A 25,478-nucleotide genomic window follows, 5' to 3' on the forward strand; every position below is an offset into this window, starting at 1 on the left:
TTTTACTCAATTTATTTACAAAAATTATTTGTTCGCGATTGCAGCGATACCAGGTAATTCTTTACCTTCTAAGAATTCTAATGATGCCCCACCACCAGTAGAAATGTGTGAGAATTTGTCAGCTAAACCTAATTGGTAAGCAGCTGCAGCAGAGTCACCACCACCGATGATAGTTGTTGCATCAGTTAGGTTAGCGATAGCTTCACCAACACCGTTAGTACCTTTTGCGAAACTTGGCATTTCGAATACACCCATTGGGCCATTCCAAACAACAGTTTTAGCATCTGCAACTTGTGTTGCGTAGTACTCAACAGTCTTAGGACCTACGTCAAGTGATTGCCAGTCAGCCGGGATACCGTCAACATCAACAACATCAGTGTTTGCATCGTTGTCAAAAGCGTCAGCTACAACAAAGTCTACTGGTAATACCAAACGGTCGCCTGCGCGTTCTATTAAATCCTTAGCCAATGGAATTTTGTCTTCTTCAAGTAAAGAGCCACCAACTTCGTAACCTTGAGCTTTCATGAATGTATAAGCCATACCACCACCGATTAAGACTTTGTCAGCCTTGTTTAGTAATGATTCGATTACTGAAATCTTGTCAGATACTTTCGCACCACCTAAGATTGCAACGAATGGACGTTTTGGTTCGTTAACAGCATCGCCCAAGAATTGGATTTCTTTTTCCATTAAGAAACCAGCAACAGCTTCGGTGTTGTTTGAGATACCAACGTTAGAAGCATGTTCACGATGGGCAGTACCGAATGCGTCATTAACAAATACGTCGCCTAATGAAGCCCAGTATTTACCTAATTCAGGATCGTTCTTGCTTTCTTTCTTACCGTCTACATCTTCGAAACGAGTGTTTTCAAACATTAATACTTCGCCATCTTTAAGGTTAGCGATAGCATCTTCTAATTCTTGACCACGAGTTTGCGCTACGAAAGTAACTTCTTTACCTAATTTTTCAGATAAACGTTCTGCAACTGGGCGTAGAGATTTAGAAGCTTTGTCTTCTTCTGTTTTCACTTTACCAAGGTGAGAGAATAATACTAAACGACCACCTTGCTCAAGAATATACTCAATAGTTGGTAATGCTTGAACGATACGGTTGTCATCAGTAATATTAAGGTCTTTGTCCATTGGAACGTTAAAATCAGCACGTTCTAAAACTACTTTACCTTTTAAACCGATGTCTTTTACAGTTTTCTTAGCCATTAAAATAGCACTCCTTATCTTAAGTTGTTAACCAATAAAAAAGGGCAGGAAGCGCGAAGCTTCCCGCCCAAATTCAACTGATTTTACTTTTAAACAATGAATTATTGTTTAGCAGCAAAGAATTCGATTAAACGTACGAATTGAGAAACGAAACCAGCTTCGTTATCGTACCAAGCAACAGTTTTAACTAATTGGCCATCTTCAGATTCGATAACTTTAGTTTGAGTTGCGTCGAAGATTGAACCAGCTGGAACACCAACGATGTCAGAAGATACGATTTCATCAGTGTTGTATAAGAATGATGGGTTAGCGTATTTTTCCATAGCAGCGTTAACTTCTTCAACTGTAACTTTAGTGTTTAATGTTGAGTAGAACTCAGTCATTGAACCAGTAACGATAGGAATACGGATAGCAGTACCGTCAACTTTACCGTTAACTGAAGGAATAACGCGACCTACAGCTTTTGCTGCACCAGTAGATGCTGGAATAGCGTTTTCTGCAGCTGCACGACCGTTACGGAAGTTACCTTTTTTACCGTTAGGTGCATCTTGTAATGATTGTGTAGAAGTGTAAGCATGGATTGTTGACATTAAACCATGTTTGATACCAAATTCTTTTTCTAACACGTTAACTACAGGAGCTAAACAGTTAGTAGTACATGAAGCACCAGAGATAATTTTATCTTCAGCTTCGATGATATCTTCGTTTACACCGTAAACAATTGTTTTAGTTTCAGCATCAGCAGGAGCTGAGATGATAACTTTTTTAGCACCAGCGTTGATGTGTGCTTGAGATTTTTCTTTTGTAGCGTAGAAACCAGTACATTCTAGAACGATATCAACACCTAAGTCACCCCAAGGTAAATCGTTTGCGTCACGTTCAGAGTATACAGTAATTTCTTTACCATCGATTGAAATACCATTTTCAGTAGTTTCGATATCGTGGTTGAAAGTACCGTGAGCTGTATCATATTTTAATAGGTAAGCTAAGAATTCGTTGTCTGTTAAATCGTTGATTGCCACGATTTCTACATTTGATTCATTTTCTTCCCAGATACGACGTAAAGTTAAACGACCGATACGACCAAAACCGTTAATTGCTAATTTAATTGCCATACTACAAAATTCCTCCTTAATGGAATACAAAATTATTTTAATGGGATTCCCCATTTAAAACCATATTTGAGGCACCTTGATCAGTTATAATGACTAACTGTTTAGGTGCGAGTTTCGCAAAAGCCTGTATTGCTTCTGCTTTTACACTGCCTCCAGCAATCAGAATTGGCAAATCAATATCTGCCAAGTCTTCAAGTTGAAGACCGATTCTAGGGATTCGATGCACTATGTTCCCTTCCTTATCAAAGAAACACCCGAACACTTCCCCTACAGCGTGGTTACTCTTAATCTTAGATGAACTTTCTAAATCAAGTCCCCTACGCCTTGCCATAATTTTAGCATTACCAACACTAAAAAGTAAAATGTTAGCCTCTTTTAACCGCTTTAAAGTTGATTGAATCACAGGATCATTCATTAAAGCCATATTTGCCACCTCTGATAAATTCTCAGGAGCATATAAGGAAATATTATGACCGTATAACTTTTGCGCTAGAATATCGCTAATTGTGTTGGCTTGGGTTGCTGAAGCATCTCCGATCCCACCCCTGGCTGCGACAACAGTAAAGTGTCTGTCAGCAGAAGGTGCTAATTGAACATGTTCACTCACCTCTAGCATAGTTGAACCACCAGTAACAGCAATCGTATGATTCCCCGCTGGTAAATTCGTGTCTAAGTATTTTGAAACTTGTAGACCCATTTCAAACAGAATATGTTGATCTTGGTCGATATCTCCTGAAACAATTCGAGCATCTGCTATGTTGAGCACATCAGCCAAATATTTTTCTTGTAGATGAATTTTATTTGTATCACGCCACAAGTCTTGACCTGTAGCAATTGCTCGTTCCCCTTTTGGCGTAATTGTCATACCTGCGGGAGAAGAATCAATGAGACCTTGTTGTTTCAAAACATCTGTAATTGTACGTAGCGGTCGTTCGGTAATTCCTAACTTTTCAGCTAGTCCCTTCCGACCAATCGGACCATCTTTGAAAATCCGCTGTAATACGCTAATTCTCTCAAAATAGGTCTTCTGAACTTCCGGCACTACTTCAGTAATACTTTTAAATAATTCGTCCATAGTCCCCACTTTCCTAGTACAAAAACGTTGAGCGCAAAAACACTTGGACTTTTATTGTCCAGCGTGTCTTTTTTTGACCACCCTCCGGTAAAAAAATTTGATTCCTTCGAATCACATCTCTTTACAAAAGTAATCATACCAATAAATTTATCCGCTTGCAAGCTTTTAAGCCCACTTTTCTCCTATACTGCAATGACAGCTATTACGCCTTACAAAGAATATATATTTAAGGACATTTCCACGGGCTATATCGAACGCCTTAAAGAAAAAGAAGCAGGTTTTACCCCACTTCTCTAGACTTAAAATTGATTAACTATTTTTCTAATTCATCATTTTTAGTCATGATTTGATCTAATAAACCATATTCTAAAGCTTCTTCTGCAGTTAACCAGTTGTCACGGTCGGTATCGCGTTCAATCACTTCTACAGGTTGACCAGTCATTTCAGAGTATAGACGGTTCATTTTTTCTTTTGTTTTCAAGATGTGACGTGCAGCAATTTCAATTTCAGTTGCTTGTCCTTGCGCACCACCTAAAGGTTGGTGGATTAAGATTTCAGCATTTGGTAAAGCAAAACGTTTACCTTTGGTTCCGGCAGCCGCAATAAATGACCCCATTGATGCAGCCATACCCATTACAATTGTTTGTACATCTGCATGTACGAATTGCATAGTATCATAGATTGCCATACCTGAAGTTATAGAACCACCTGGTGAATTAATGTATAGGTAGATATCTTTATCTGGATCTTGTGCATCTAAGAATAATAATTGGGCAATGATTGAGTTGGCTAAATCGTCATTGAATTCCCCGCTCAACATAATAATACGGTCTTTTAATAAACGAGAGTAAATATCATAAGCACGTTCACCGCGAGAAGATTGTTCAATAACTGTTGGTACTAAATTCATTTAAATGTCCTCCTTTTAAACTTGTATATTGGTATTATACCTTTATGGTCAAAATTGGTCAACGAATATGACTTTTTTGATTTGCCTTATCATTTTAGCATAGAAGGTTCATTCTGCCCAATAGCTGGCCTTCATGACTTGAAAAACGAGACATTTTCTCTAGTTAATACCTAAGACATTATCAATTGTTAATAACAATTGACGCTACCAGATTCCTATAAACGCTTGAATTTGACTAAAAACTAGGCTATAATAATCCTGTTATTGTTTTTTAAGCAAAATATACAAAAATTTGCGCCCGTAGTGTAATGGATATCACATAAGATTCCGGTTCTTATGATGGGGGTTCGATTCCCTCCGGGCGCATTCAAATAAAAAAATTATTAGGTTGTTGCTATTTATGAGTTACAGCTTTTTTTTACCCTTAAACTATAGAATTCTTTAATTTCCCTTCTTTAGTGTTCATGTTTATATAGCTTAACATTGCACGTATTAATCCTTTGAAAATTCATAAAAATGTTTTATATTTAAAAAAAGAAGATTACTTCGTCAGTTAAGGGGAGAGATTAACCATGTCAGTTACAACAACTTTATTAACTCTTTTAGTCGCTTTAGAATTCTTTTATATCATGTATATACAAACTATTACTACCACGTCAGCCCAAACAAGTAGAATATTTAATATGGAAAGAGATGAGTTGAAAGGAAGTTCATTGAATACCTTATTTAAAAATATGGGAATATATAATGGTCTCATTGGTTTAGGGCTATTATATGCATTATTTTTCAGTAGCGCTTCTATTGAGATTGTTCGTATGATATTTGTCTACATTATTTTAGTGGCCACATATGGTAGCTTCACTAGTAGTAAAAAAATTATATTGACACAAGGTGGACTATCTATTTTAGCCTTATTCTCAACCTTTCTATAATAGAATGCACAGAGCAATACACGTTAGATAATCATTTGAATCCTAGTTTAACTCTCTATTTTTTTAACGCGTTATTCGTAAACAAATAATTAGGTCGTTTTTCTATTATTAGAACGATGAAACTTAACTAAACAAACCAATACTCTTTAATATCGATCTTGCAAAAAATAATAAACAAAAAAATCGGGAGCTCTCCCGATTTTTTTGTTTATTGTATTTGAATTTAAATTAGAAGAATGTGTTTGTCACGCCGTCACCTGAAGCACGGAATGATTCAGCTGATGTAGTTACACCGTTAGTTAATACATCGTTAACAGCTTGGTAAGTTTGTTCTGATACTGTAGCGCTAGCTGCCATACCGTTTGAAACAACTTCAAATTGACCAGATGCGTTAACTACTGCCGATAATGAAGTACCACCCCAGTTACCTGAGTTTGCACGGTTAAGGATTACAGAGAATACTGCTGCTTTTTCAGAGTAGCTTGGACCTGCTTCAGTTTCTACTACTTGTAATACTTGGTAAGGGATTTCTTCTGCTGCTGAGTAGGAAGAAGTTGAAGATGTTTCTTCAGTTGTTTCTTCTGCTTCATATGAAGTTGCTTCTACTGTTGCTGTTTCTTTTTCAGCTTCGTATGCAACTGGTTCTACAGTTGTTTCTTCTACTTCTTCAACTGTTTCAGTTTTCTCAACAGTTTCTTCCTCTACTTTATAAGTATCTTTTTTATTGTTTGTATCTTCTACGACAACTTCATTTACTTCACCTTCATCATTTTTAGTAAATGAAATAGACTTAGATGGGAAGATTAAATCAGCATTTTCAATTTCATTAATTTGTACTAGTGTAATCACGTCAACACCTGCTGCATTAGCGATTACTGATAAAGTATCGCCATATACTACTGTATACTCAGAAGTTGATTCATCAATTGCTTGCATATCAGCTGAAACTTCTTCAACGCTACGTGCTGTCCATTCTGCTGCTTTAGCATCTTCAGTGTTAAAGCCTGCTGTCGCAAATAATGCTGACAATGCAAATGTTGTTCCTAGAATAGTTTTGTTAAATTTCATGTTAAGTAAAACTCCTTATTTGTTTAGCTATTGCTTAGCTGTTTATTTAGCCACTGTTTCGACTACATGCAATATACTACACGGTATGGATTCAAAAGAAAACCCTATAAACCCATTCGTTAAGGGGCTTTAAATGGACTGAAATGTTTTGTAATTTTTAATATTTTCATCTCAATTGTTACAATTCAACGTTTTCCCAGTATGACAACATTTACAGCACTTACATCAATTCTTGCATATTTTAATAAGTTATAATTATGACATTGTATGTAACAATTATTTTTTGAAAAATAGGTATATTTCACCACGCTAAAGGTCTATATATCAGCATTTTCGCACCACATTTCGAAGATTTATTCTAAAAATCAACCTCACAAACAACAAAAAAGGCCGCAAGAAATACAGCATACTTGCTATAATTCCCGGGGCCTTTCTACTTATTAATCGACTAACTTATCTGACTCAGCGTCAGACATGCTATCAAAATCGTCTTTTTTGTTTAATTGTGCTAGCAATTGGTCGATATGGTTACCATATTCAATTGAACGGTCACGTTCAAAGAATATTTCTGGTGTTTTATAGATGTTTAGGCGTTTACCAATTTCAGAACGAACTAAACCACTAGATTTTTCCAAACCTTTTTGCGCTTTTTCACGTTCACTGGCTAATTCACTCAATGTAGTGTAGAAAATAGTTGCTTGCTGTAAGTCACCAGTAACTTCTACATCAGTAATTGTAACACCTTCAACGCGGGGGTCTTTAACAGTCTTTCTCAATATGTCATTAACATCGCGAAGGATCTCTTGACTTACACGTTCAGCTCTAAATTTTGCCATTGTGTATCACCTCTATTTTTTCTTCACTTCAACCATACGGTATGCTTCAATTTCGTCATCTACTTTAATATCGTTGTAGTTTTCAATTGTAAGACCTAGTTCAAATCCACGAGATACTTCTTTCACATCATCTTTAAAGCGACGTAACGAACCTAATTGACCATCATAGATGACAATTGAATCACGGATGATACGAACTTGTGAGTTACGGTAGATTGTACCATCTAATACGTAACCACCAACAATTGTTCCTACTTTAGATACATTGTAAGTTTCACGAACTTGTACAGTACCAGTTACTTCTTCAACGAATTCAGGGTCTAACATACCTGTCATCGCGGATTCTACGTCATTAATTGCATCGTAAATGATGTTGTATAGACGTACTTCTACTTCATCAGTATCTGCTTGTAATTTAGCTTGTGGTGTAGGACGAACGTTAAAACCAATGATTAAGGCTTGTGACGCTTGACCTAAAGTAATATCACTCTCGTTGATTGCACCAACTGCTTGGTGAACGATATTTACTTTAACACCTTCAACTTCGATTTTTTTCAAGCTTCCAGCTAAGGCTTCAACAGAACCTTGAACGTCACCTTTGATAATGACATTAACTGATTTCAATTCGCCTTCTTGTAGCGTTTCGAATAAGTTGTCTAAGGTTACAGCATGGTTTGCTTGACGACGTTCTTGTAAGGCACGGCTCGCACGCTCTTCACCAACAGCACGGGCTGTTTTTTCGTCATCAAAGGCTACAAAGCGGTCACCAGCTTGTGGTGATTCTTGTAAACCAGTGATTTCAACTGGTGTTGATGGGCCAGCTTGCTTGATACGGCGACCAGTATCATTAGTCATTACACGGACACGTCCATGTGTATCACCAACAACAATTGGGTCCCCAACACGCAATGTCCCTTCTTGGACTAATAATGTCGCAATAGCACCTTTAGATGGGTCAAGACGCGCTTCGATTACAGAACCTAAAGCTAAACGGTTTGGTACAGCTTTATATTCTTCTACGTCTGAAACTAATAAAATCATTTCTAGTAAGTCACTTACATTTTGACCAAATTTAGCTGAGATATTTACGAAGATTGTGTCCCCGCCCCACTCTTCAGAAATTAGGCCATATTCAGTTAACTCTTGCATTACTCGATCAGGATTAGCTGTTGGTTTATCGATTTTGTTTACTGCAACGATAATTGGTACCCCCGCTGCTTTGGCATGGTTAATCGCCTCAACGGTTTGTGGCATTACACCATCATCAGCTGCTACTACAAGGATAACGATATCCGTTACATCAGCACCACGCGCACGCATTGTCGTGAAGGCCGCATGTCCTGGTGTATCTAGGAAAGTAATTAAACGGTCATTTTCACGTACTTGGTAGGCACCGATATGTTGTGTGATACCACCCGCTTCGCCGTCTACAACTTGAGCGTTACGTAAGTAGTCAAGTAAAGTTGTTTTACCATGGTCAACGTGCCCCATGATGGTTACAACTGCTGGACGAGTTTCTAAATCTTCCTCGTCTGCATTCTTAGCTTCTTCAAAGTAATGTTCAAAGTCTGCTTGGTCAACAATAACTTTCTCTTCAGCCTTTACACCATATTCTTCAAGAATTAACTCGATAGCATCTTTATCTAACGCTTGGTTTTGTGTAGCTGGTATACCCATCAAGAATAGTTTTTTGATAATCTCAGCTGGCTCACGGTGAATTTTTTTAGCAATATCCGCTACAGTCATACCTTCAGTATATTCCACTTTTTCTGGAAGTGGCTTATTCTTTCTTGGTGGTACCGGGTTGCCTTGAGGGCGGTTTTGGTCATTGTTAAAACGACCTTTTTTCCCTTTTTTGCCTTTACCTTTAAATCCGCCATTTTTGTTATTGCTATTATTTTTAAAATTATTTTTTTGATTATTCATATTTTTATTCTCTTTTGCTGGGTTATTGCGATTTTGCGACTTGTTTTGGTGCTGGTTTTGCTTAGCGTTTGCTTTAGCAGGTTCTGATTTAGCTGAACCTTTTTCTGCAGGCTTATTTTCAGCTTTCTTAGTTGGTCGACTTTCAGTTGCTTTCGCTGGCTGATTGTTGTTGTCTTCCTTACCTGCTGATTTATTTGCAAAGCTACTTTTTAGCTTGTTTACTTCGTCATCAGTCATTGATGCCATATGGCTTGAATATTCAAAACCTGCTTTTTCTGCAGCATTCAATAACTCTTTACTTGATATGCCAATTTCCTTAGCAACTTCGTAGACACGTTTTTTTGACATGTCATCACCTTCCTTATTCTACTAATCTCTCATACTTTTTACTCTCCTATTTGATGTAAAAATATACGTAAAAATCTAAATTATTTTTTAAAGCTTTTCACAAACCCGCGGTCTAAGAGGGCGACTATCGACCTCTTTTTACCTAAAGCAATTGAAATTTCTTCAGTTGTAAACATCTGAACATATTCCACTTCATAAAAAGCACATTTATTCTCTATGTTCTTTTTTGTTTGTTCGCTGACATCAGTAGCCATGACCACTAAAACAGCCGTCTCTTGCTGAATAGTTTTCATGACAGTTTCAGTACCTGAAACGAGTTTACTCGCTGCTTGCGCCAAACCTAACAAATTCAACTTATTATTGTTCATTTTCAAAAAGCTCTTTTCTGGCTTTTTGATGGGCAACATAAGCTTTCAATTCACTATAAAAATCATCCGAAATGGATACATTTAAGTGTCTATCTAACATGTGTTTATCCCAACCCTTTTGTACAACTTCAGGATCGAGGGATACATATGCGCCGCGCCCATTTTTCTTACCTGTCGGGTCAATTTCAACAACCCCTTCAGGATTACGAACAATTCTAATTAATTCTTTTTTAGGAAACATTTCATTTGTCACAACACATTTTCGCATAGGAATTTTTCGTTGTTTCATGTTTGATCCCACCTAATCTTAGCCTTCTTCGTTTAAACGCTCTTGTTGGTCTAAATCTTCTTCGCCAATTAAAGGTTCATCACCAATAATGTCGTTGTCTTCGCCTTCAATATCATCAATCTGATATTCAATTGCTTCTGGACCAACATTACCTTCTTCAAGGTCATCAATAGCTAATAAATCCTCTTCATCAATTGAAGTTGATCCTTCTGTCACTGCTTCGTAATCTTCAACAGTTTCAATATCTTCAGCTAAAATTGGATCAACGTCTTCGTCGACTAATTCTTTCTCAGCAAAACGTTCTGCGTACTCTTCTGTTTGTACGTAGGCTTCAAAGTCAGCTTCAGATTTGATATCAATCTTGTGGTTTGTTAATTTAGCCGCTAAACGCGCATTTTGGCCACGTTTACCAATAGCTAATGACAAGTGGTTTTCTGGTACGACAACCACACATGACGTTTCACCTGGTACAAAGTGAACAGATAATACATCAGCTGGGTTTAAAGCATTTGAAATAAAGGTTGCCATGTCGTCTGACCATTGAACGATATCCATATTTTCACCTTTTAATTCGTCTACAATACGTTGTACACGCGAACCACGAGGTCCAACACAAGTACCTACTGCATCGATATTCGCGTCGTTTGATACAACCGCTACTTTAGAACGATCACCAGCTTCACGGGCGATGGCTTTAATTTCAACAGTACCGTCGAAAATCTCAGGTACTTCTTGTTCAAATAGACGTTTCAATAGACTTGGGTGGCTACGAGAGACATAGACTTGTGGCCCTTTAGTCGTATTTTCAACACGTTCTACGTAAACTTGTACACGCTCGTGTGGTTGGAAGGTTTCATTAGGAATTTGACCTTCTGGTGGGATAACGGCTTCGATTTTACCTAAGCTAACGTAAACATAACGACGATCTTGGCGTTCGACTATACCAGTTAAAATATCATCCTCATAATCAATGTATTCGTTGTAGATAATTGAACGTTCAGCTTCACGAACTCGTTGCATGATCACTTGTTTTGCAGTTTGTGCAGCAATTCGACCGAAATCTTTAGGCGTAACTTCAAATTTGATCTTGTCGCCAATTTCATATGCACTGTTTAAGTCATGAGCATCTTCAAGCGATACTTCAAGTTGTGAGTCCATTACCAGATCAACAACTTCTTTCACTGCGAATACTTTTATACTACCTTTTTTTACGTCAAAGTTTACTTCGACATTTTGCGCTTGTTGGTAGTTACGTTTATAAGCTGAAACTAAAGCAGCTTCTAAAGCTTCTAAAATAACTTCTTTTGAAATGCCCTTTTCATCTTCAAGCGCTTCGAAGGCTCTTAACATTTCTTTACTCATCTAAATTCCCTCTTTCAAAAATGATAAATTTTAAAATTCAATGGCCAATCTGATTAACGATACATTTGATTTTTCTACAGTGACTGCCACTTTACGTGTTTTGTCTTTTGTTTCAACTTCATATGCATCATCTGATACAGAAAGTAGACGGCCTTGAATATTTTTTTGACCATCAATGGCTTGATAGAATGACAAGAATACCCATTCACCGATTGCAGCTTGCACATCGTCATCATTTTTCAATGGACGTTCCGCACCTGGAGAAGATACTTCAAGGTAATAAGCTTGTGGAATTGGGTCTGTTTCTAATTGATCAACAGCTTCAGAAATATGTTCACTAACTGTGACACAATCCTCTATTGCGATGCCACCACCTGGTTTATCCACGTAAATTCTTAGGAACCAAGATTTCCCTTCTTTAACGAATTCGATATCAAACAATATAAAGCCTAAGTCTTCAATTATTGGTTGAACGATTTCTTGCATTTGGTCTGTTACTTTAGCCATATTTCCCCTCGCTTTTCTTACTTTCACCTTATTACCATGAAAAAAGTGAGCGTCACCGCTCACTCCACCACTGTCTTCTTTCTACTTAGACAGTATAACATATGGGAGCTTGATTCGCAATAATTGTTGCTATCAAGCGATTTTTACAAGTTCTGAACCAAACCTGTAACTTGGTTAACTGGAATTGAAAAGACAACACCGCTACCTGGTTGATCTAAGTCCATTGCGGTACGAATACTTTCAGATACTGGATGGACTTTTTCAGCTTCAACTACTAACAGAACGATTTCTTTTTCTGGTTGAATTTCAATATTGAATAGTTTAGAGATTTCAGTTGTCCCTGTTCCACGACCGTGAAGAATGGTTGCACCTTTAGCGCCTTCTTTACGGGCAGCTGCAACAACATCATCACCTGAATCGCGGTCGACAATTGATACTAATAGTTGATACTCACTCATATTTTCACCTTTTTCTTCAAATGCCCGATTAAATAAACGACTACCAAAAACGCTTGATGTATCTGCTGAGAACAGGATACCCAAGCCTTTCTTGTCTAATTTCATTTTCTCAGTGATTTTTTCGTGAATGTCACTTTCGAATTCCTTAGGAGCTAATGTAATCATCAATTCTTTCTTAGATTCATCAAGTCCCATCAAGTTAAGGAATTTATTTGGAATGGTGCCATCACAAAGGACTAAGGTGCCACCACCGGTTCCATGCTCTTTGGCAGTTTTAAGTACTTTTTGCCCAAAACCATGGTTTACAATAGCGAAAAACGCCACTGATTCTACAGTCATCAATTAACCCCCTTATTCACCAATTGCTTTATTGTTTTTAACGCGTAATTTATAGATTAAACCTAGGATTTGAACCATCAACACTGGGGTCATTGCCACCATTGCGATGATACCGAAACCATCTACTAATATATCTGCTTGCGGTAACGTATCGGCTACACCTTGAGCAAAGGCCAAGATAAATGTCGCTGTCATCGGACCAGATGCTACCCCACCAGCATCGAAGGCGATACCTGTAAACAGGTTGGGTACGTAAAAGCTTAATAATATTGATAAGCCAAATCCTGGCAATAGGAAGTGCCACAATTCAACGCCTGGTACCATAATACGAAGCATTGACATCATTACGGCTAACCCTACACCAATCGACAAGGAGAATAATAACAACTTATTAGGGATATGTCCACCTGTCACGTCTTCAACCTGGTCCCCAAGTACGTGTACAGCTGGTTCAGCTAATACAACAACTAGCCCCATCACAAGACCAATCCATGGTAGTAAGGCTTCGTGGTTAGTGGCTAATTCAGTCGCTAAGTAACGACCCATATCCATAAATCCTTGGTTAACCCCGATTAAGAAGAAAGTTAAACCAATCAAGACATAGACAACCCCAACAGCAATACGGCGTAATTCACCTTTATTGATTCTTCTATAAAAATAAATCACTATTGCGAATAGGATTAAAATTGGAATAAGTGAAACTACTGATTCTTGAACAGTATGACCAATATTTGCGATGAACGGACGGATAATCCCTTCAGTATATTGGTAAGCTTCATCAGAATTTTGGAAAGATGAACTTTGAACTAGTGACATAATCATCACGGCTAAGATTGGTCCTGTTGACATGGCACCTACTAAACCAAAGGAATCATCTTCAGCCCCTTTACCACCTTTTTTAGCGGAAACACTGGTACCTAAGGCCAATACGAATGGTGTAGTTAAGGCACCAGTCGTTGCACCAGAGGCATCAAATGACATCGCTAGGAAGGTAGAATCTACGAAAATTGATAATAAAGTAATGACCGCATAAACGGCTAGGAAGAACCACTTCAAGGCGACATCTTTCATTACCCGGTAAACAGCAAGGGCGATCATAACCCCCACACCTATTGATACAACGACAACAATGGTTTGTGATCCTAAAACGCCACCCGTTGCATCAGAAATTTGCTGGCCCAAAATTAATAGGTCTGGTTCGGCTACGGTAATCGAAAACCCTATAAAGAATGATAATAATAGTACGATTAAATGGGAACTTGATCGAATAATCGAATCACCTAAATAATTCCCAATTGGCGTCATACCAATATCTACCCCGAATAGGAAAATGGTCAGTCCTAGTGTTAATAGGATTGAACCAATTGCAAATCTCGCCATCATATCTCCTGGCACATCAACCAAGGTAAATGCTAGCGCGAATACAAGGACGACGATAGGTAAGACAGAAGATATCACTTCTTTAAACTTATCTAGCAATAACTGCATAGAATTCCTCCTTTTAAATAATCAATATACATTGAAAAAAGCAACAAATAAACATAACACTGGCGTGTGATTTGTTGCGAATATTGCGGTTAAGCGAACGGATTCACTTAAAAATGATGCATACAATATTATGTTAACATAATCTGATAGATACAACAAAAAATAACGCTCAAAAAAACAGGATTACCTTTCAAGATGATAGGTAATCCTGTTTTGCGCTTTTAAAAATCAAATAGTGATAATTGGTTTTGGTCTGGTAAACCATCTAATACATGATTCTCGGTCATGTATTCAATCAATGATTTAGACACTTTACCACGAGTTTGTAAGTCTTCTTTGGATAAGAACGGTGATTCCTCACGTGCTGCAACAATAGATTTGGCCACGTTTGTACCCAAACCGTCAATGGCTCTAAAAGGTGCAATCAAAGTATTGTCCTCTTCAATAATAAATTCAGTTGCATGAGATTTATTGATATCAACCATTTTTAAGGTAAAGCCACGTTCCCACATCTCGTTTACAATCTCAAGGACTGTTAACAATTGTTTTTCTTTAGTCGAAGCTTCCATTCCTTTGGCATTGATTTCGTTAATTTTGGCCTTAGTCGATTCTTTCCCGTTCGACATGGATACAAGGTCAAAGTCACTCGCCCGTACTGATAAGTAAGCACAGTAGTACCAAATTGGATGTTTCACTTTAAACCAAGCTACCCGCATGGCATTCAATACATAGGCAGCGGCATGGGCTTTCGGGAACATGTATTTGATTTTTTCACATGAATCCATATACCATTCCGGCACGTCGTATTCACGCATGATGGCCTTGTGTTCGTCAGATAACCCCTTGCCTTTACGAACTTTCTCCATTATTTGGAAGGCGTCTGATTCAGGTAGACCACGATGGATTAAGTAAACCATGATATCATCACGACAACCGATAACTTCACTTAGCGGTAGCCCTTTTTCACGGACAAGTACTTCGGCATTACCTAACCAAACGTCTGTACCATGCGATAATCCGGAGATTTGCAGTAGTTCGGCGAAGGTTGAAGGTTTGGTTGCTTCAAGCATTTGTCGGGTAAATCGGGTCCCAAACTCGGGAATGCCTAATGTACCAGTGTTGGAATAGATTTGTTCTTTGGTAACACCTAAAACTTCTGTCCCATTGAATAATTCATATACTTCTGGATCATCGATTGGAATTTCGGTTGGATTGATGCCGGATAAATCCTGTAATTTACGAATCATTGTCGGGTCATCGTGCCCAAGGATATCTAATTTCAAGACGTTATCATGGATGGAATGGAAATCGAAGTGGGTCGTTTTCCATTCAGATTCCACGTCGTCAGCCGGGAATTGAATTGGGGTAAAGTCATATACATCCATATTTTCAGGGATAACAATGATCCCCCCTGGATGCTGACCGGTTGTCCGTTTAACGCCTGTTGCACCCTTGGCTAAGAATTCTTTCTCGGTTTTACGAAGATTTAAATTCTTATCTTGGTCGTAACCTAGTACATACCCGAAGGCTGTTTTATCCGCGACTGTACCAATTGTTCCCGCCCGGAAAACGTGGTCGTCACCGAAAAGGACTTTAGTGTAGGCATGGGCGCGGGCTTGGTATTCTCCAGAGAAGTTCAAATCGATATCAGGTACCTTGTCCCCTTTAAATCCTAAGAAGGTTTCAAATGGAATATCTTGTCCGTCTTTATCCAAGTTAGTCCCACATTCAGGACAAGATTTATCTGGCAAGTCGAACCCAGACCCCACCGATCCATCAGTAAAGAAATGACTATAGTGGCAATTCGGGCAAACATAATGCGGCGCCAGCGGATTTACTTCCGTAATCCCTGACATAGTCGCTACAAATGAGGATCCTACTGACCCACGGGAACCAACGATATAGCCGTCGTCATTCGATTTCTTCACCAGTTTTTGTGAAATCAGGTAAATAACCGAGAATCCATTGGAGATAATAGATTTCAATTCTTTATCTAAGCGAGCCTCTACGATTTCTGGTAGTTCTTTACCGTAGATTTCATGGGCTTTTTCAAATGACATATCTGTCAGTTCCTGTTCCGCCCCTTCAATTGTTGGTGTATACAATTTGTCTTTCAAAGGTTCCACAAACTCAATGCTGTCTGCAATGGCATTGGAATTTTCAACGACAATTTGGTATGCCGTTTCCTCGCCTAGGAAAGCAAACTCTCGCAACATTTCTTCAGTTGAACGGAAATGAGCTTCTGGGAAGTTTTTGGTCCGGTTAGATTTGATCGAATTAATTAAAATTTCCCGATACAATTTATCCTCTTCATTTAGGTAATGGACATCTCCTGTTGCAACAACAGGTTTGTTGACCGATTTCCCAATTTCAAGCATATCTTTCATGATTTTTTCAAGCGTTTCTTCATCTTGAATCAATTCATCTAAGATCAAAGGTTTGTAAACTGCCTTTGGTTGGAGTTCCAAGTAGTCGTAGAAGCCAGCTTTTTGCTCTGCTTCAACCTTCCCTTTTTGCATTAAAGCTTCAAATACTTCACCGCCTGCACAGGCTGAACCGACTAGCAAGTTTTCTCGGTGACTAGATAAGAGTGACCGCGGAATTCGAGGTACTCGGTAATAATAGTCGATATTTGACGCAGATACCAATTTGAATAGGTCTTTTAACCCTGTTTGGTTTTTAGCCAGCAAAATGGCGTGGAATGGTCGACCTTGCTTGAAGGCGTCCCCTTTACCAACATCTTTGTTCAACTCATCATGGTAGAAAATCTCATGGTCAGTGGCTGCTTCTTTGATAAAAATCCAGGCTAAGGCACCTGTGGTTTCCGCATCATATACAGCCCGGTGATGCTGCTCTAGGGCCACATTATAGCGTTTGGCCAAGGTATTCAAACGATGCGATTTCAGGTTTGGATGCAAGAAACGAGACATTTCTAAGGTATCGATTACGGCATTATGGGACTTGTCAAAACCATGTCGGTTGTAAGCTGTATCAATAAAGCCCATATCAAAGCTGGCATTGTGGGCCACTAAAATAGCGTCCCCAACCCATTCTCTAAAGTCCGTAATCACTTCTTTTTCAGTCCGGGTATTGGCTAACATGGCGTCAGTAATCCCCGTTAAATCAATAATAGTAGCCGAGAGTGGTCGTCCTGGATTAATAAACTCCTCAAAAGTATCAATCACATTACCGTTCTGCATTTTAACGGCCGCTAATTCGATAATGTTATCGTAAATAGCTGATAATCCAGTAGTCTCCACATCGAATACGACATAGGTTGCTTCTTTTAATTCGATATGGTCCGGATTGTAGGCGATAGGGACGCCATCATCCACGATATTGGCTTCAACACCGTAAATCATTTTCAAACCAGTGGATTTAGCCGCCCCTGATGCTTCTGGATAAGCTTGCAGGGTTGCATGGTCAGTGACCGCAATAGCTGTATGTCCCCAATCTTTAGCTTGGTTGGTGAAATCGGAAATTGAATTAGTCGCATCCAACATGGACATATTGGTGTGAACGTGTAATTCAACCCGCTTCTTGTCAGCATTATCTTGGCGTTTAGCCTTGGTAATTTGCTCCAAGTCGCGAACATTTAGGACTAGGTCACGGGCAAAACGGTCATCCATTTGCAAATCACCGCGAACTCGCAACCACATACCCTTGCGGATGGCGTCAAAAATGGCGATATCTTCATCCGTTCTAGAAAACATTTGAATTAAGAATGCTGAGCTATAATCCGAAATTTTGGCATTTAAAATGCGACGGCCGGTTTTTAATATTTTAACTTCAACATCGAAGACTACACCTTCCATGGATACAAACCGTTGTTCTTCAACGTAAGTATTCATGGCTCTTAATTTGTCGTCAACGGGGATATGTTTGCCTAATTGAATTTTGTCCACTTTAATTGCTTGACCATTATTGCCAGCAACAGCCATTTCTTTTTGTTTTTCAGCTGCTTTTTTGGCCATTTCTTGTTGTTGTTCAGCTAATTCATTGGCCCGCTCTACAAAGACATCACGCCGGTCTTTGGCCGTTTCATCATCGATAATAATTTCAAACGGCACCTTAGGAAATCCGACCATTTGGTAATTTTGTTTGATAACTTCAAGGTAGTTTTCTTGGATGAGTTGTTTTAATGGTTGATTGTCCACGCGAATATAGTAGCGGTTATTTTCAAATGAGGGTAATTGCCCTTGGAAAGTGGCTTTAGCAATCCCGTTTGAAATACCAGACCGGTTAACTATGATTGGCCAGTAGTCTAGGACAGCTTGATTTGTTGGTTGGCTTTGATCAGCAACCTCAATTGAAAAGTCCACTGCCCCAACATGGTCGAAACCCTTTTTCAAGTGTTCTTCAAAGGTTAAGAAAGTCGCGGCATCTATACGTGTTGGTAAGCCAATTTTAAATTGCCACAACCGTGATTTGGTATGGACCACGACATTTTCTAACCAACCATTTTGGATAGCCGTGTTTTCATCGTTCCAATGAATTTGTCCTAATAAGGCCTGAAATAAGGCTTCTTTAGATTCTGACATAGACTCAATTCCTTTCCTGTTTAATAACAAAAGGCCATCACTATGGCCTTCTGACTTACTGTTTTTAATTGAATTGATGCAATAGATTAATTAGCCAAACATGCGCATAATATCGTTCCAAGTAACTGCAATCATTAGGACAATGACTAGAACAGCACCTACGATATTGATCATACCTTCTGTTTTAGCTTGTAGTGGTTTACCTCGGACCAATTCGACCAGGTTCAAGACTATTTTACCACCGTCTAAAGCTGGTACGGGTAGTAAATTGACAATTCCCAAGTTAATACTTAAAGAAGCTAGCCAAGAAATAATACCTGTCATCCCAAAGGAAACGACTTGCGAGGTCGTTTGGTACATGTAAACTGGCCCACCAAAGTTGTTGATATCAAAGCCTGTTTTAAACATACCACCAATTATAGAGAAAATACCTGTAATCATGGTCCAAGCGCTTGTAAAACCAAAGGTGATTTTGGCCATAAATGACGTATCTTGCGCTCGTTGGGCCCCAATTACCCCAACTGTTTCACCTGATTCTGTCTCTGTTGCTTGTGGTGTCACAGAAATTTCTTGGTCTTGACCATCACGGTTGATGGTAAAAGTAAGTGATTGGTCTGGGTTTGATTGTATAATGGCTTGCATATCGTCAAATGATTCGACCGCTTGATCGTCGATTGACACGATTTGGTCACCGGCCTCTAGTCCTGCTGCTTGAGCTGCAGAGTCTGCTTGAACGACACCAATTTCGGCTTCGTTTGACCAGACACCGCCTTGCATGAAGGCTAGTAGGATGAAAGCTAAAACACCTAGAATAAAGTTGTTCATTGGTCCAGCGAAGTTAACGATTAGTCGTTGCCAGATGTTGGCAGATTGGAATTGACGTTCTATGGGCGCGACTTTCACGATCGTTCCGTCAGATTCAACGATATTAGCTGTTTTTGACACTTGGTAACGGACCTTCTCTTCGCTACCGTAAGGAATACCTTCAATGAACATCTCTTCTTCTAAGTCAGCTGCCCATACTTCTAAAGGTAAGCCTGCAAAATTTTGGCCCTCATTTTCCAACGAAATGGTGTCTACAATATCGTCTTCACCTTGTTCGATGACGACTTGCATGCCCTTAGTTAGGGCGTCTGACATTTCTTCTAATCCAGCCATACGGACGTAACCGCCGATTGGCAACATGCGTAGCGTGTATGTCGTTTCTTCAGCTTCGAAATGGAAAATTTTCGGTCCCATACCGATAGAGAATTCGCGGACTAAGATGCCCGCTTTCTTGGCAAAATAGTAATGCCCAAATTCATGGACAATCACGATAACTGAAAATATAAATATAAATGCAATAATGGTCGTCATAATGCGCTCCTTACTATGATAAAGCTTTATTAAAGCGATGAGACTGGTTAAGATCCTAAGAATGGAATCAAGAAATAAAACATGGGTAATACCATTAAGAGACTGTCAAAACGGTCAAGGAAACCGCCATGACCGGGCATAATATTACCTGAGTCTTTGACTTGGTAAGTCCGTTTTATGGATGATTCTACTAAGTCACCAATCTGTCCTAAAAAGCCTAAAATCACGGCTAAAATCAAATTATCCATGATTGATATGCCAAAGATGTTGTTAAAATAAAGGACAATACTTGAACATATAAAGGCCCCTATGATGCCGCCTAATGATCCTTCAATGGTTTTATTAGGTGATACTTTTGGTGCTAAGGGAGTTCGGCCAATTTGGCGACCGACTAAATAGGCAAAGGTATCGTTCCCCCATATAATGATTAAAACGTAAATAACCGGCAAGAGCCCCATTAATCTCGTCTCAATTAATAAGTGAAAACCACGGCCAACGTATAAAGCCGCTAAACTAATGACCCCTACTTGTTCAAAGTTAATATCCTCTGGTTTGAAGACCATTATAATCAATAACATGGCTAAACCAGCGAAGTAAAGCGTCATATAGTCGATTTCTTGTGGCAGTAGTGCTAGATAATAAGACGGCAGTAGTTGTAACATCATGGTGATTAAACCGATAATCCCCCGCCATGAGGGGAATGGAATTTTTGCCATTTTTAAAATTTCATAGTAAGCAACCATTGCAATAATCGCTACCATCAAGTCAAAAGGACGACCACCCATAAATAAAAGTGGGATAAAAATGGCAAGAGCAACAACAGCGCTGATAACTCTTTGTGTCATGAGAACCCCTCTTTCTATTTGGTATCTATCGCTCCGAATCGACGGTTTCTACGTTGAAATTCGCCAACACATTCTTGCATGACAGCTTCATCAAAGTCTGGCCATTTCGTGTCAGTAAACACCATTTCACTATAGGCCAACTGCCACAATAAGTAATTCGATAAACGAACTTCTCCACTTGAACGAATCAATAAATCTGGGTCAGCATATTCACCTAATTGAGCTGTATATAAGTTATCTGAAATGGTTTGTTCAGAAATATCTTTCACTTTTAAGTCGCCATTTGCTACTGATGTGGCAATATTTTGAACGGCTTTGGTGATTTCATCACGTGAGCCATAGTTAAAGGCAATATTCAAAATTAAACCAGTGTTGTCTTTAGTACGATTCATGGCATTTTGAATATATTTCTTTGTCCCTAGTGGTACTTTATCGAAGTTTCCACTCATGCGAACTTGTACATTATTGTCGATTAAATCAGGTAAGATTTCATCGTTTAATACTTTGGGTAAGCCCATTAAATAATTTACTTCGGTAATTGGTCGCTTCCAATTTTCAGTTGAGAAGGCATATGCTGTCAGTACCTTCACGCCCATTTTATGTGCTGCGATGACAACACGTTTTAGGGCTTTTAATCCCTCTGAATGTCCGTCTGTTCGTTTTAATCCGCGAGCTTGTGCCCATCTACCGTTTCCGTCCATGATCACCGCGATGTGATTGGGTACTAGTAACTCTGGATTATAGTTTACTTCTGTCACCATATTGAACCTCCATTTGTAATTCTAAACAATTGTATCAAAAATTTGGAGAAAAACCTATACTTATCCCCTAGCTCAGCAGTTCTTTTACTATGCACAGGCGCCTTTAAAGTTTAGGTGTGCCTTGATATAAAAAAAGAAAATATTACAAGTAGATAGTCGCTGGTAAGTAATCTATCTAGACAGGTGGCAGTAAAGCACATATTTTTAAAATGATTTTAACGAAACATGCAAATGTATACATTTGCTAAACCAAAAGAGGCTAGCCCTTAAGCTAACCTCTCCGGTGATTTTTTCAAATTTAATTATGTTTTATTGAGCTGGCTGTCCTGGTTGACCACCACCCATCATGCCAGTTGCACTCGCAGTTTCACCTGATGATGTGAGGTTTGTGATTGTTTCCGTTACAGAAAGGTCTGCAAGTTCCGTACCATTTGTCACACTACCACCTTCATATAAGCCATTGCTTTCTTCACCATCATTTTACCACCAGATACTAAGGTATATGTACCTGTAGTTAAGTCTGGGCTAGAAATTACTACATGACTATAAGATTTTGTCGGTGTGAAGGAAACCACTACATTCCCCTCTTCATCTAAAAGGCTAATTAGTTCATTTGCTTCTTGTGTTGTATCGTAAGTAATACCTAAGGAAACTTGACTACCTTCAGAGGCATTTTGCGCCATGTCCGAAGTACCTGTGGCAATTAAAGTGCCTCCAGTAATATTAAATGAGCTGTAGTAATCTAAACTACCATTACCACCAGTTGTTGTCCCGTTTATAATCACGACACCACCAGACATGTCTACTGTACCGTTGGAATCAAGACCGTCACCTTCAGAGTCGACAACTAATGTACCTCCTGTGATGATCAATTGTTTCGATTCATCTACTTCCATGCCGCCACGCATTTGACCGCCGGCAAAGCTATCTTCACCAAATGTACCAGCTGTTGTTTCTGTATCAGAACCACCACCAGCATTTAAACCGTCATCTGAAGCGACTACAGAAATATCACCACCCTCGATTTGAATGACTGAAGATTCAATCCCTTCGTATGACTCTTGTAAATCAATCGTACCATCTGAAATTGTTAAGGTCTCATCGGCGTGCTTACCGTCATCACCTGAGGCAATAGTCATCTCACCACCAAGAATGCTAATAGCACTATTTGCGTGTATACCATCATCGGCAGTATTTAGGTTAAGTATACCTGATGAAATTTCTACTGTACCAGTGGCTTTTAACCCTTTATAAGATTCAGCAGTATCAATATCTGTGGATGTTGAACCGTCAGCCGTTTGAATGGTAATATCTGCGTTTTGAACAGCTAATTTTGTGACTGCTTGAATACCATCACGTCCTGAATTGATGTTAAAGGTACCACCATCAATATAGACATTACCAGAGTCTGCATCTTCTTCATTCTTGGCTTGGATACCATCACCTTCTGTTGTGGTTAGGTTGTATGTACCATCTAAAATAGCTACTGTATCTTTACCTTTTAGGGCATTATTCACTGCAGTCACTTCATATTCACCTGATACTAAGATTAGGTCGTCTTTAGAACGGATACCATTTGAATAGTTCCCTTCAACCACTAATTTACCATCACCATTGATGACTAAGTCCGCTTTTGAATAGAAAGTAGCATCCGGTTCAGTTTCACCTGTTGCTAAGGTATAAGAAGTTCCGTCTGTTAAGGTATTGGTTGTACCTGAAGCAAGGGTTGTGACGACTTTTTCCCCTTCAGTAATATATACGGCCGGACCGTCTTCATTATTGATGGTTACCCCGTTGAAGATTAAGTTTACTTTATCCTCTGCCCCTACTGAAACTTGTAATTGCCCGTCACTTAAACTCCCTTCGATGACGTAAGTACCTGCTTGAGTAATCGTCATTGTTGATCCGTCTACAGTTACCCCATCAACAGCTTCTGTTCCGTCATCAGACAAGGTAATGGTTTGTGCTTCTTCGCTGACGTATGAGGTCTCTATATCTTCATCCTCATATGTACCATAGGTGTCCGTAGCAGCACCATTTGATTCATCGCTAACGCTAGAGCTTGTACTTGATTGTTCGCTAGACGTGGTAGTTGAGTCACTTGTAGATGACCCTTGTACAGTTTGATCACAAGCCCCTAGTAGCAAACTAGCTACTAGTATGGGCATAATGATCTTTTTACTATTTAGTTTTTTCATTTTATATTTCATGTGTATTTCTTCTTTTATGATGGGGACTTGTCAGAATTAATATTTTTTGATTCAAAATTTCTTTGGTTTGACCTCTACAGTGTATCTGGCGTTGTGGCAACTTTACCTAAAACGACTGGCAGATTACCATTTCGTACTCTAACTTCATCGATTAAGGCTTTTTCAACAGTTGGATCTTTCATCAATAAGTGGTACCGCAATTCATATAGGCTACCCATTGTAGTTGTACGAACGCTTTCTAGGCTGGCAATATCCGTATATTTTTCAAAAATATCTTCAAATAAATCTGGGTAATCTAAGTCTTCTGGAATAGTTATTTTTAATTCACGTTTGATATTATTGCCATCTTCACCAAATGGTAATTTGTATAAGATAACGAGTAAAGTAGCTACGATAATTGAGAAAATAGTGACATAACCGACGTAACCCATACCGGTCGCTAAACCAATACCCATTGCCCAGAATACTGAGGCAATATCACGGGAACCACCAGGTACTGAACGGAAGCGAATGAGTGAGAAGGCCCCTAGGATGGCAACCCCTGTACCTAAGTTTCCGTTAACCAGCATAATAACTGATTGAACTAAAACAGGTAGTATGGCTAAAGTGATAATGAAGTTTTTAGAATAGGCATTTTTGACCATGTGGACACCGGCCACCAAAATCCCTAAGACAATGGATACCAGGAAACAGATTAATACTTGGCTAAATACTAAAGTTGAGATATCTCCTGAAAATATACTAGTTAACATGTAATAATTCTTCCTCTCTATATAAGTGACGTTCGTAAGTTTCTGCGTATTTAGAAAAACTTGATTTTCTAATTTGGTACTTGTCTAGTTGGCTGACAAACCATAATGGATAGGCCCCTAAAGCTTTCACTTCCATAAGTACACCCAGTTCTGGCGCAACCAAGTCCCCTTCATCATTTTCGATGACGCCTAGTTGGTCATTTTGGTAGCGAATATTTTGGTCAAATGTCACCCTAAATTCGCCATCTTCGTGGTCAAATAAGGAAATACGGTCATAGGCAATCAGGACTTTTGGTGCTAATGTCCGATTCTTTTTGAATAGCCAAGTAATTTCAGATTCAATCTGTTTAGAAATTGGTAGGTTGTTTTCCCCAGCTTCATCTGGGAATTCACCGCATTCTAACCAGTTTAGATATTCATCATATGACATAGGTATTCGGCGTTTATAGACAATCCCGTTAACCTTCTTCTTAATTTCTAAAAAGATTAATGAGTCTTCTCCAGGTACCCCGTATGCACGTATACGGAATTTTTCTTTATAGACTGGTTTATCTATTGATCTTTTGATTAAGCGAAAATCATCGGTATCAAAGTAGAGGGATAAAATGGTATGTTGTCCATACTCATCTACTGCCATTTCTTTTTGTAGGTCATGGAAGAATTTATGGAAATCTTCTTGACTCAGGACGTATTTAGTTTCCTTACGTTGAAAAACATTTTTAAGTTTCATGATGTTTCCTCATCAATTCTTAAGGCACTAAGATAAGCTTGTTT

The 25,478-nt window shown here is 38.8% G+C and carries 22 protein-coding genes and 1 tRNA gene; 2 read left to right on the forward strand and 21 right to left on the reverse strand.

Features of this window, described 5'->3' with window-relative positions; all coding sequences use genetic code 11:
* Positions 1-24 precede the first annotated feature (24 nt).
* From ACUW85_RS06105 to clpP, 4 genes are all read right to left on the reverse strand, one after another.
* Entirely contained in the window at positions 25-1,218 is a 1,194-nt protein-coding gene (locus ACUW85_RS06105) for a phosphoglycerate kinase (protein WP_149314715.1), read from the reverse strand.
* Between the two features lie 101 nt (positions 1,219-1,319).
* Positions 1,320-2,333: a type I glyceraldehyde-3-phosphate dehydrogenase gene (gene gap, locus ACUW85_RS06110; RefSeq protein WP_016897456.1), complete on the reverse strand. Its 1,014-nt coding sequence runs from the start codon at positions 2,331-2,333 to the stop codon at positions 1,320-1,322.
* A gap of 37 nt (positions 2,334-2,370) precedes the next feature.
* Positions 2,371-3,408: a sugar-binding transcriptional regulator gene (locus ACUW85_RS06115; RefSeq protein ID WP_059348938.1), complete on the reverse strand. Its 1,038-nt coding sequence runs from the start codon at positions 3,406-3,408 to the stop codon at positions 2,371-2,373.
* Positions 3,409-3,721: 313 nt separating this feature from the next.
* Positions 3,722-4,318 (reverse strand): ATP-dependent Clp endopeptidase proteolytic subunit ClpP, encoded by a 597-nt coding sequence (gene clpP / locus ACUW85_RS06120; RefSeq protein ID WP_003140760.1) that lies wholly within the window; start codon positions 4,316-4,318, stop codon positions 3,722-3,724.
* Between the two features lie 294 nt (positions 4,319-4,612).
* Between clpP and ACUW85_RS06125 the strand changes: the two genes are divergently transcribed.
* Together ACUW85_RS06125 and ACUW85_RS06130 are read left to right on the forward strand one after the other, a co-directional pair.
* Positions 4,613-4,684, forward strand: a tRNA-Arg gene (locus ACUW85_RS06125).
* Between the two features lie 206 nt (positions 4,685-4,890).
* Positions 4,891-5,250: a DUF1304 domain-containing protein gene (locus tag ACUW85_RS06130; RefSeq protein ID WP_048729192.1), complete on the forward strand. Its 360-nt coding sequence runs from the start codon at positions 4,891-4,893 to the stop codon at positions 5,248-5,250.
* 228 nt (positions 5,251-5,478) lie between these two features.
* Here the strand turns inward: ACUW85_RS06130 and ACUW85_RS06135 are convergent, their stop codons facing one another.
* From ACUW85_RS06135 to ACUW85_RS06215, 17 genes are all read right to left on the reverse strand, one after another.
* A complete protein-coding gene (locus ACUW85_RS06135; protein WP_182023452.1) occupies positions 5,479-6,318 on the reverse strand; it encodes a cell wall hydrolase in 840 nt (279 codons plus the stop codon).
* A gap of 440 nt (positions 6,319-6,758) precedes the next feature.
* Entirely contained in the window at positions 6,759-7,154 is a 396-nt protein-coding gene (gene rbfA / locus ACUW85_RS06140) for a 30S ribosome-binding factor RbfA (RefSeq protein ID WP_016897460.1), read from the reverse strand.
* Positions 7,155-7,166: 12 nt separating this feature from the next.
* Positions 7,167-9,428, reverse strand: a complete 2,262-nt coding sequence (gene infB, locus ACUW85_RS06145; protein WP_182023453.1) for a translation initiation factor IF-2 — start codon at positions 9,426-9,428, stop codon at positions 7,167-7,169.
* Positions 9,429-9,508: 80 nt separating this feature from the next.
* Positions 9,509-9,796: a L7Ae/L30e/S12e/Gadd45 family ribosomal protein gene (locus ACUW85_RS06150; RefSeq protein ID WP_016897462.1), complete on the reverse strand. Its 288-nt coding sequence runs from the start codon at positions 9,794-9,796 to the stop codon at positions 9,509-9,511.
* Complete coding sequence (rnpM, locus tag ACUW85_RS06155) at positions 9,786-10,085, reverse strand: RNase P modulator RnpM (protein ID WP_182023454.1); 300 nt, start codon at positions 10,083-10,085, stop codon at positions 9,786-9,788. The genes ACUW85_RS06150 and rnpM overlap by 11 nt, the downstream gene beginning before the upstream one ends.
* Before the next feature lie 18 nt (positions 10,086-10,103).
* A complete protein-coding gene (nusA, locus tag ACUW85_RS06160; protein ID WP_069286713.1) occupies positions 10,104-11,447 on the reverse strand; it encodes a transcription termination factor NusA in 1,344 nt (447 codons plus the stop codon).
* A 30-nt stretch (positions 11,448-11,477) separates the two neighbouring features.
* A complete protein-coding gene (gene rimP, locus ACUW85_RS06165) occupies positions 11,478-11,954 on the reverse strand; it encodes a ribosome maturation factor RimP (protein ID WP_026465958.1) in 477 nt (158 codons plus the stop codon).
* A gap of 143 nt (positions 11,955-12,097) precedes the next feature.
* The gene (locus ACUW85_RS06170; RefSeq protein WP_069286714.1) at positions 12,098-12,751 is read right to left on the reverse strand and encodes a P-II family nitrogen regulator; all 654 of its coding nucleotides are present in this window, start codon (positions 12,749-12,751) and stop codon (positions 12,098-12,100) included.
* 12 nt (positions 12,752-12,763) lie between these two features.
* On the reverse strand, positions 12,764-14,239 hold the full coding sequence (locus tag ACUW85_RS06175) for a DUF1538 domain-containing protein (RefSeq protein ID WP_069286715.1): 1,476 nt from the start codon (positions 14,237-14,239) through the stop codon (positions 12,764-12,766).
* 221 nt (positions 14,240-14,460) lie between these two features.
* Positions 14,461-18,780 (reverse strand): PolC-type DNA polymerase III, encoded by a 4,320-nt coding sequence (locus tag ACUW85_RS06180; protein ID WP_149358496.1) that lies wholly within the window; start codon positions 18,778-18,780, stop codon positions 14,461-14,463.
* A gap of 90 nt (positions 18,781-18,870) precedes the next feature.
* On the reverse strand, positions 18,871-20,136 hold the full coding sequence (gene rseP / locus ACUW85_RS06185; RefSeq protein WP_182023455.1) for an RIP metalloprotease RseP: 1,266 nt from the start codon (positions 20,134-20,136) through the stop codon (positions 18,871-18,873).
* A gap of 47 nt (positions 20,137-20,183) precedes the next feature.
* Positions 20,184-20,981 (reverse strand): phosphatidate cytidylyltransferase, encoded by a 798-nt coding sequence (locus ACUW85_RS06190; RefSeq protein WP_149358498.1) that lies wholly within the window; start codon positions 20,979-20,981, stop codon positions 20,184-20,186.
* Between the two features lie 14 nt (positions 20,982-20,995).
* Positions 20,996-21,742, reverse strand: a complete 747-nt coding sequence (locus tag ACUW85_RS06195) for an isoprenyl transferase (RefSeq protein WP_149358499.1) — start codon at positions 21,740-21,742, stop codon at positions 20,996-20,998.
* A gap of 309 nt (positions 21,743-22,051) precedes the next feature.
* Positions 22,052-22,180, reverse strand: coding sequence for a hypothetical protein (locus ACUW85_RS06200; RefSeq protein WP_259345395.1), 129 nt, complete (start codon positions 22,178-22,180; stop codon positions 22,052-22,054).
* Positions 22,177-23,952: a carbohydrate-binding domain-containing protein gene (locus tag ACUW85_RS06205; RefSeq protein ID WP_259345397.1), complete on the reverse strand. Its 1,776-nt coding sequence runs from the start codon at positions 23,950-23,952 to the stop codon at positions 22,177-22,179. Before ACUW85_RS06205 ends, ACUW85_RS06200 begins: the two co-directional genes overlap by 4 nt.
* Before the next feature lie 74 nt (positions 23,953-24,026).
* Entirely contained in the window at positions 24,027-24,704 is a 678-nt protein-coding gene (locus ACUW85_RS06210; RefSeq protein WP_182023456.1) for a DUF4956 domain-containing protein, read from the reverse strand.
* Positions 24,694-25,434, reverse strand: coding sequence for a polyphosphate polymerase domain-containing protein (locus ACUW85_RS06215; RefSeq protein WP_182023457.1), 741 nt, complete (start codon positions 25,432-25,434; stop codon positions 24,694-24,696). The genes ACUW85_RS06210 and ACUW85_RS06215 overlap by 11 nt, the downstream gene beginning before the upstream one ends.
* Between the last annotated feature and the right edge of the window lie 44 nt (positions 25,435-25,478).

The sequence above is a fragment of the Aerococcus sp. 150760013-2 genome, assembly GCF_053627715.1.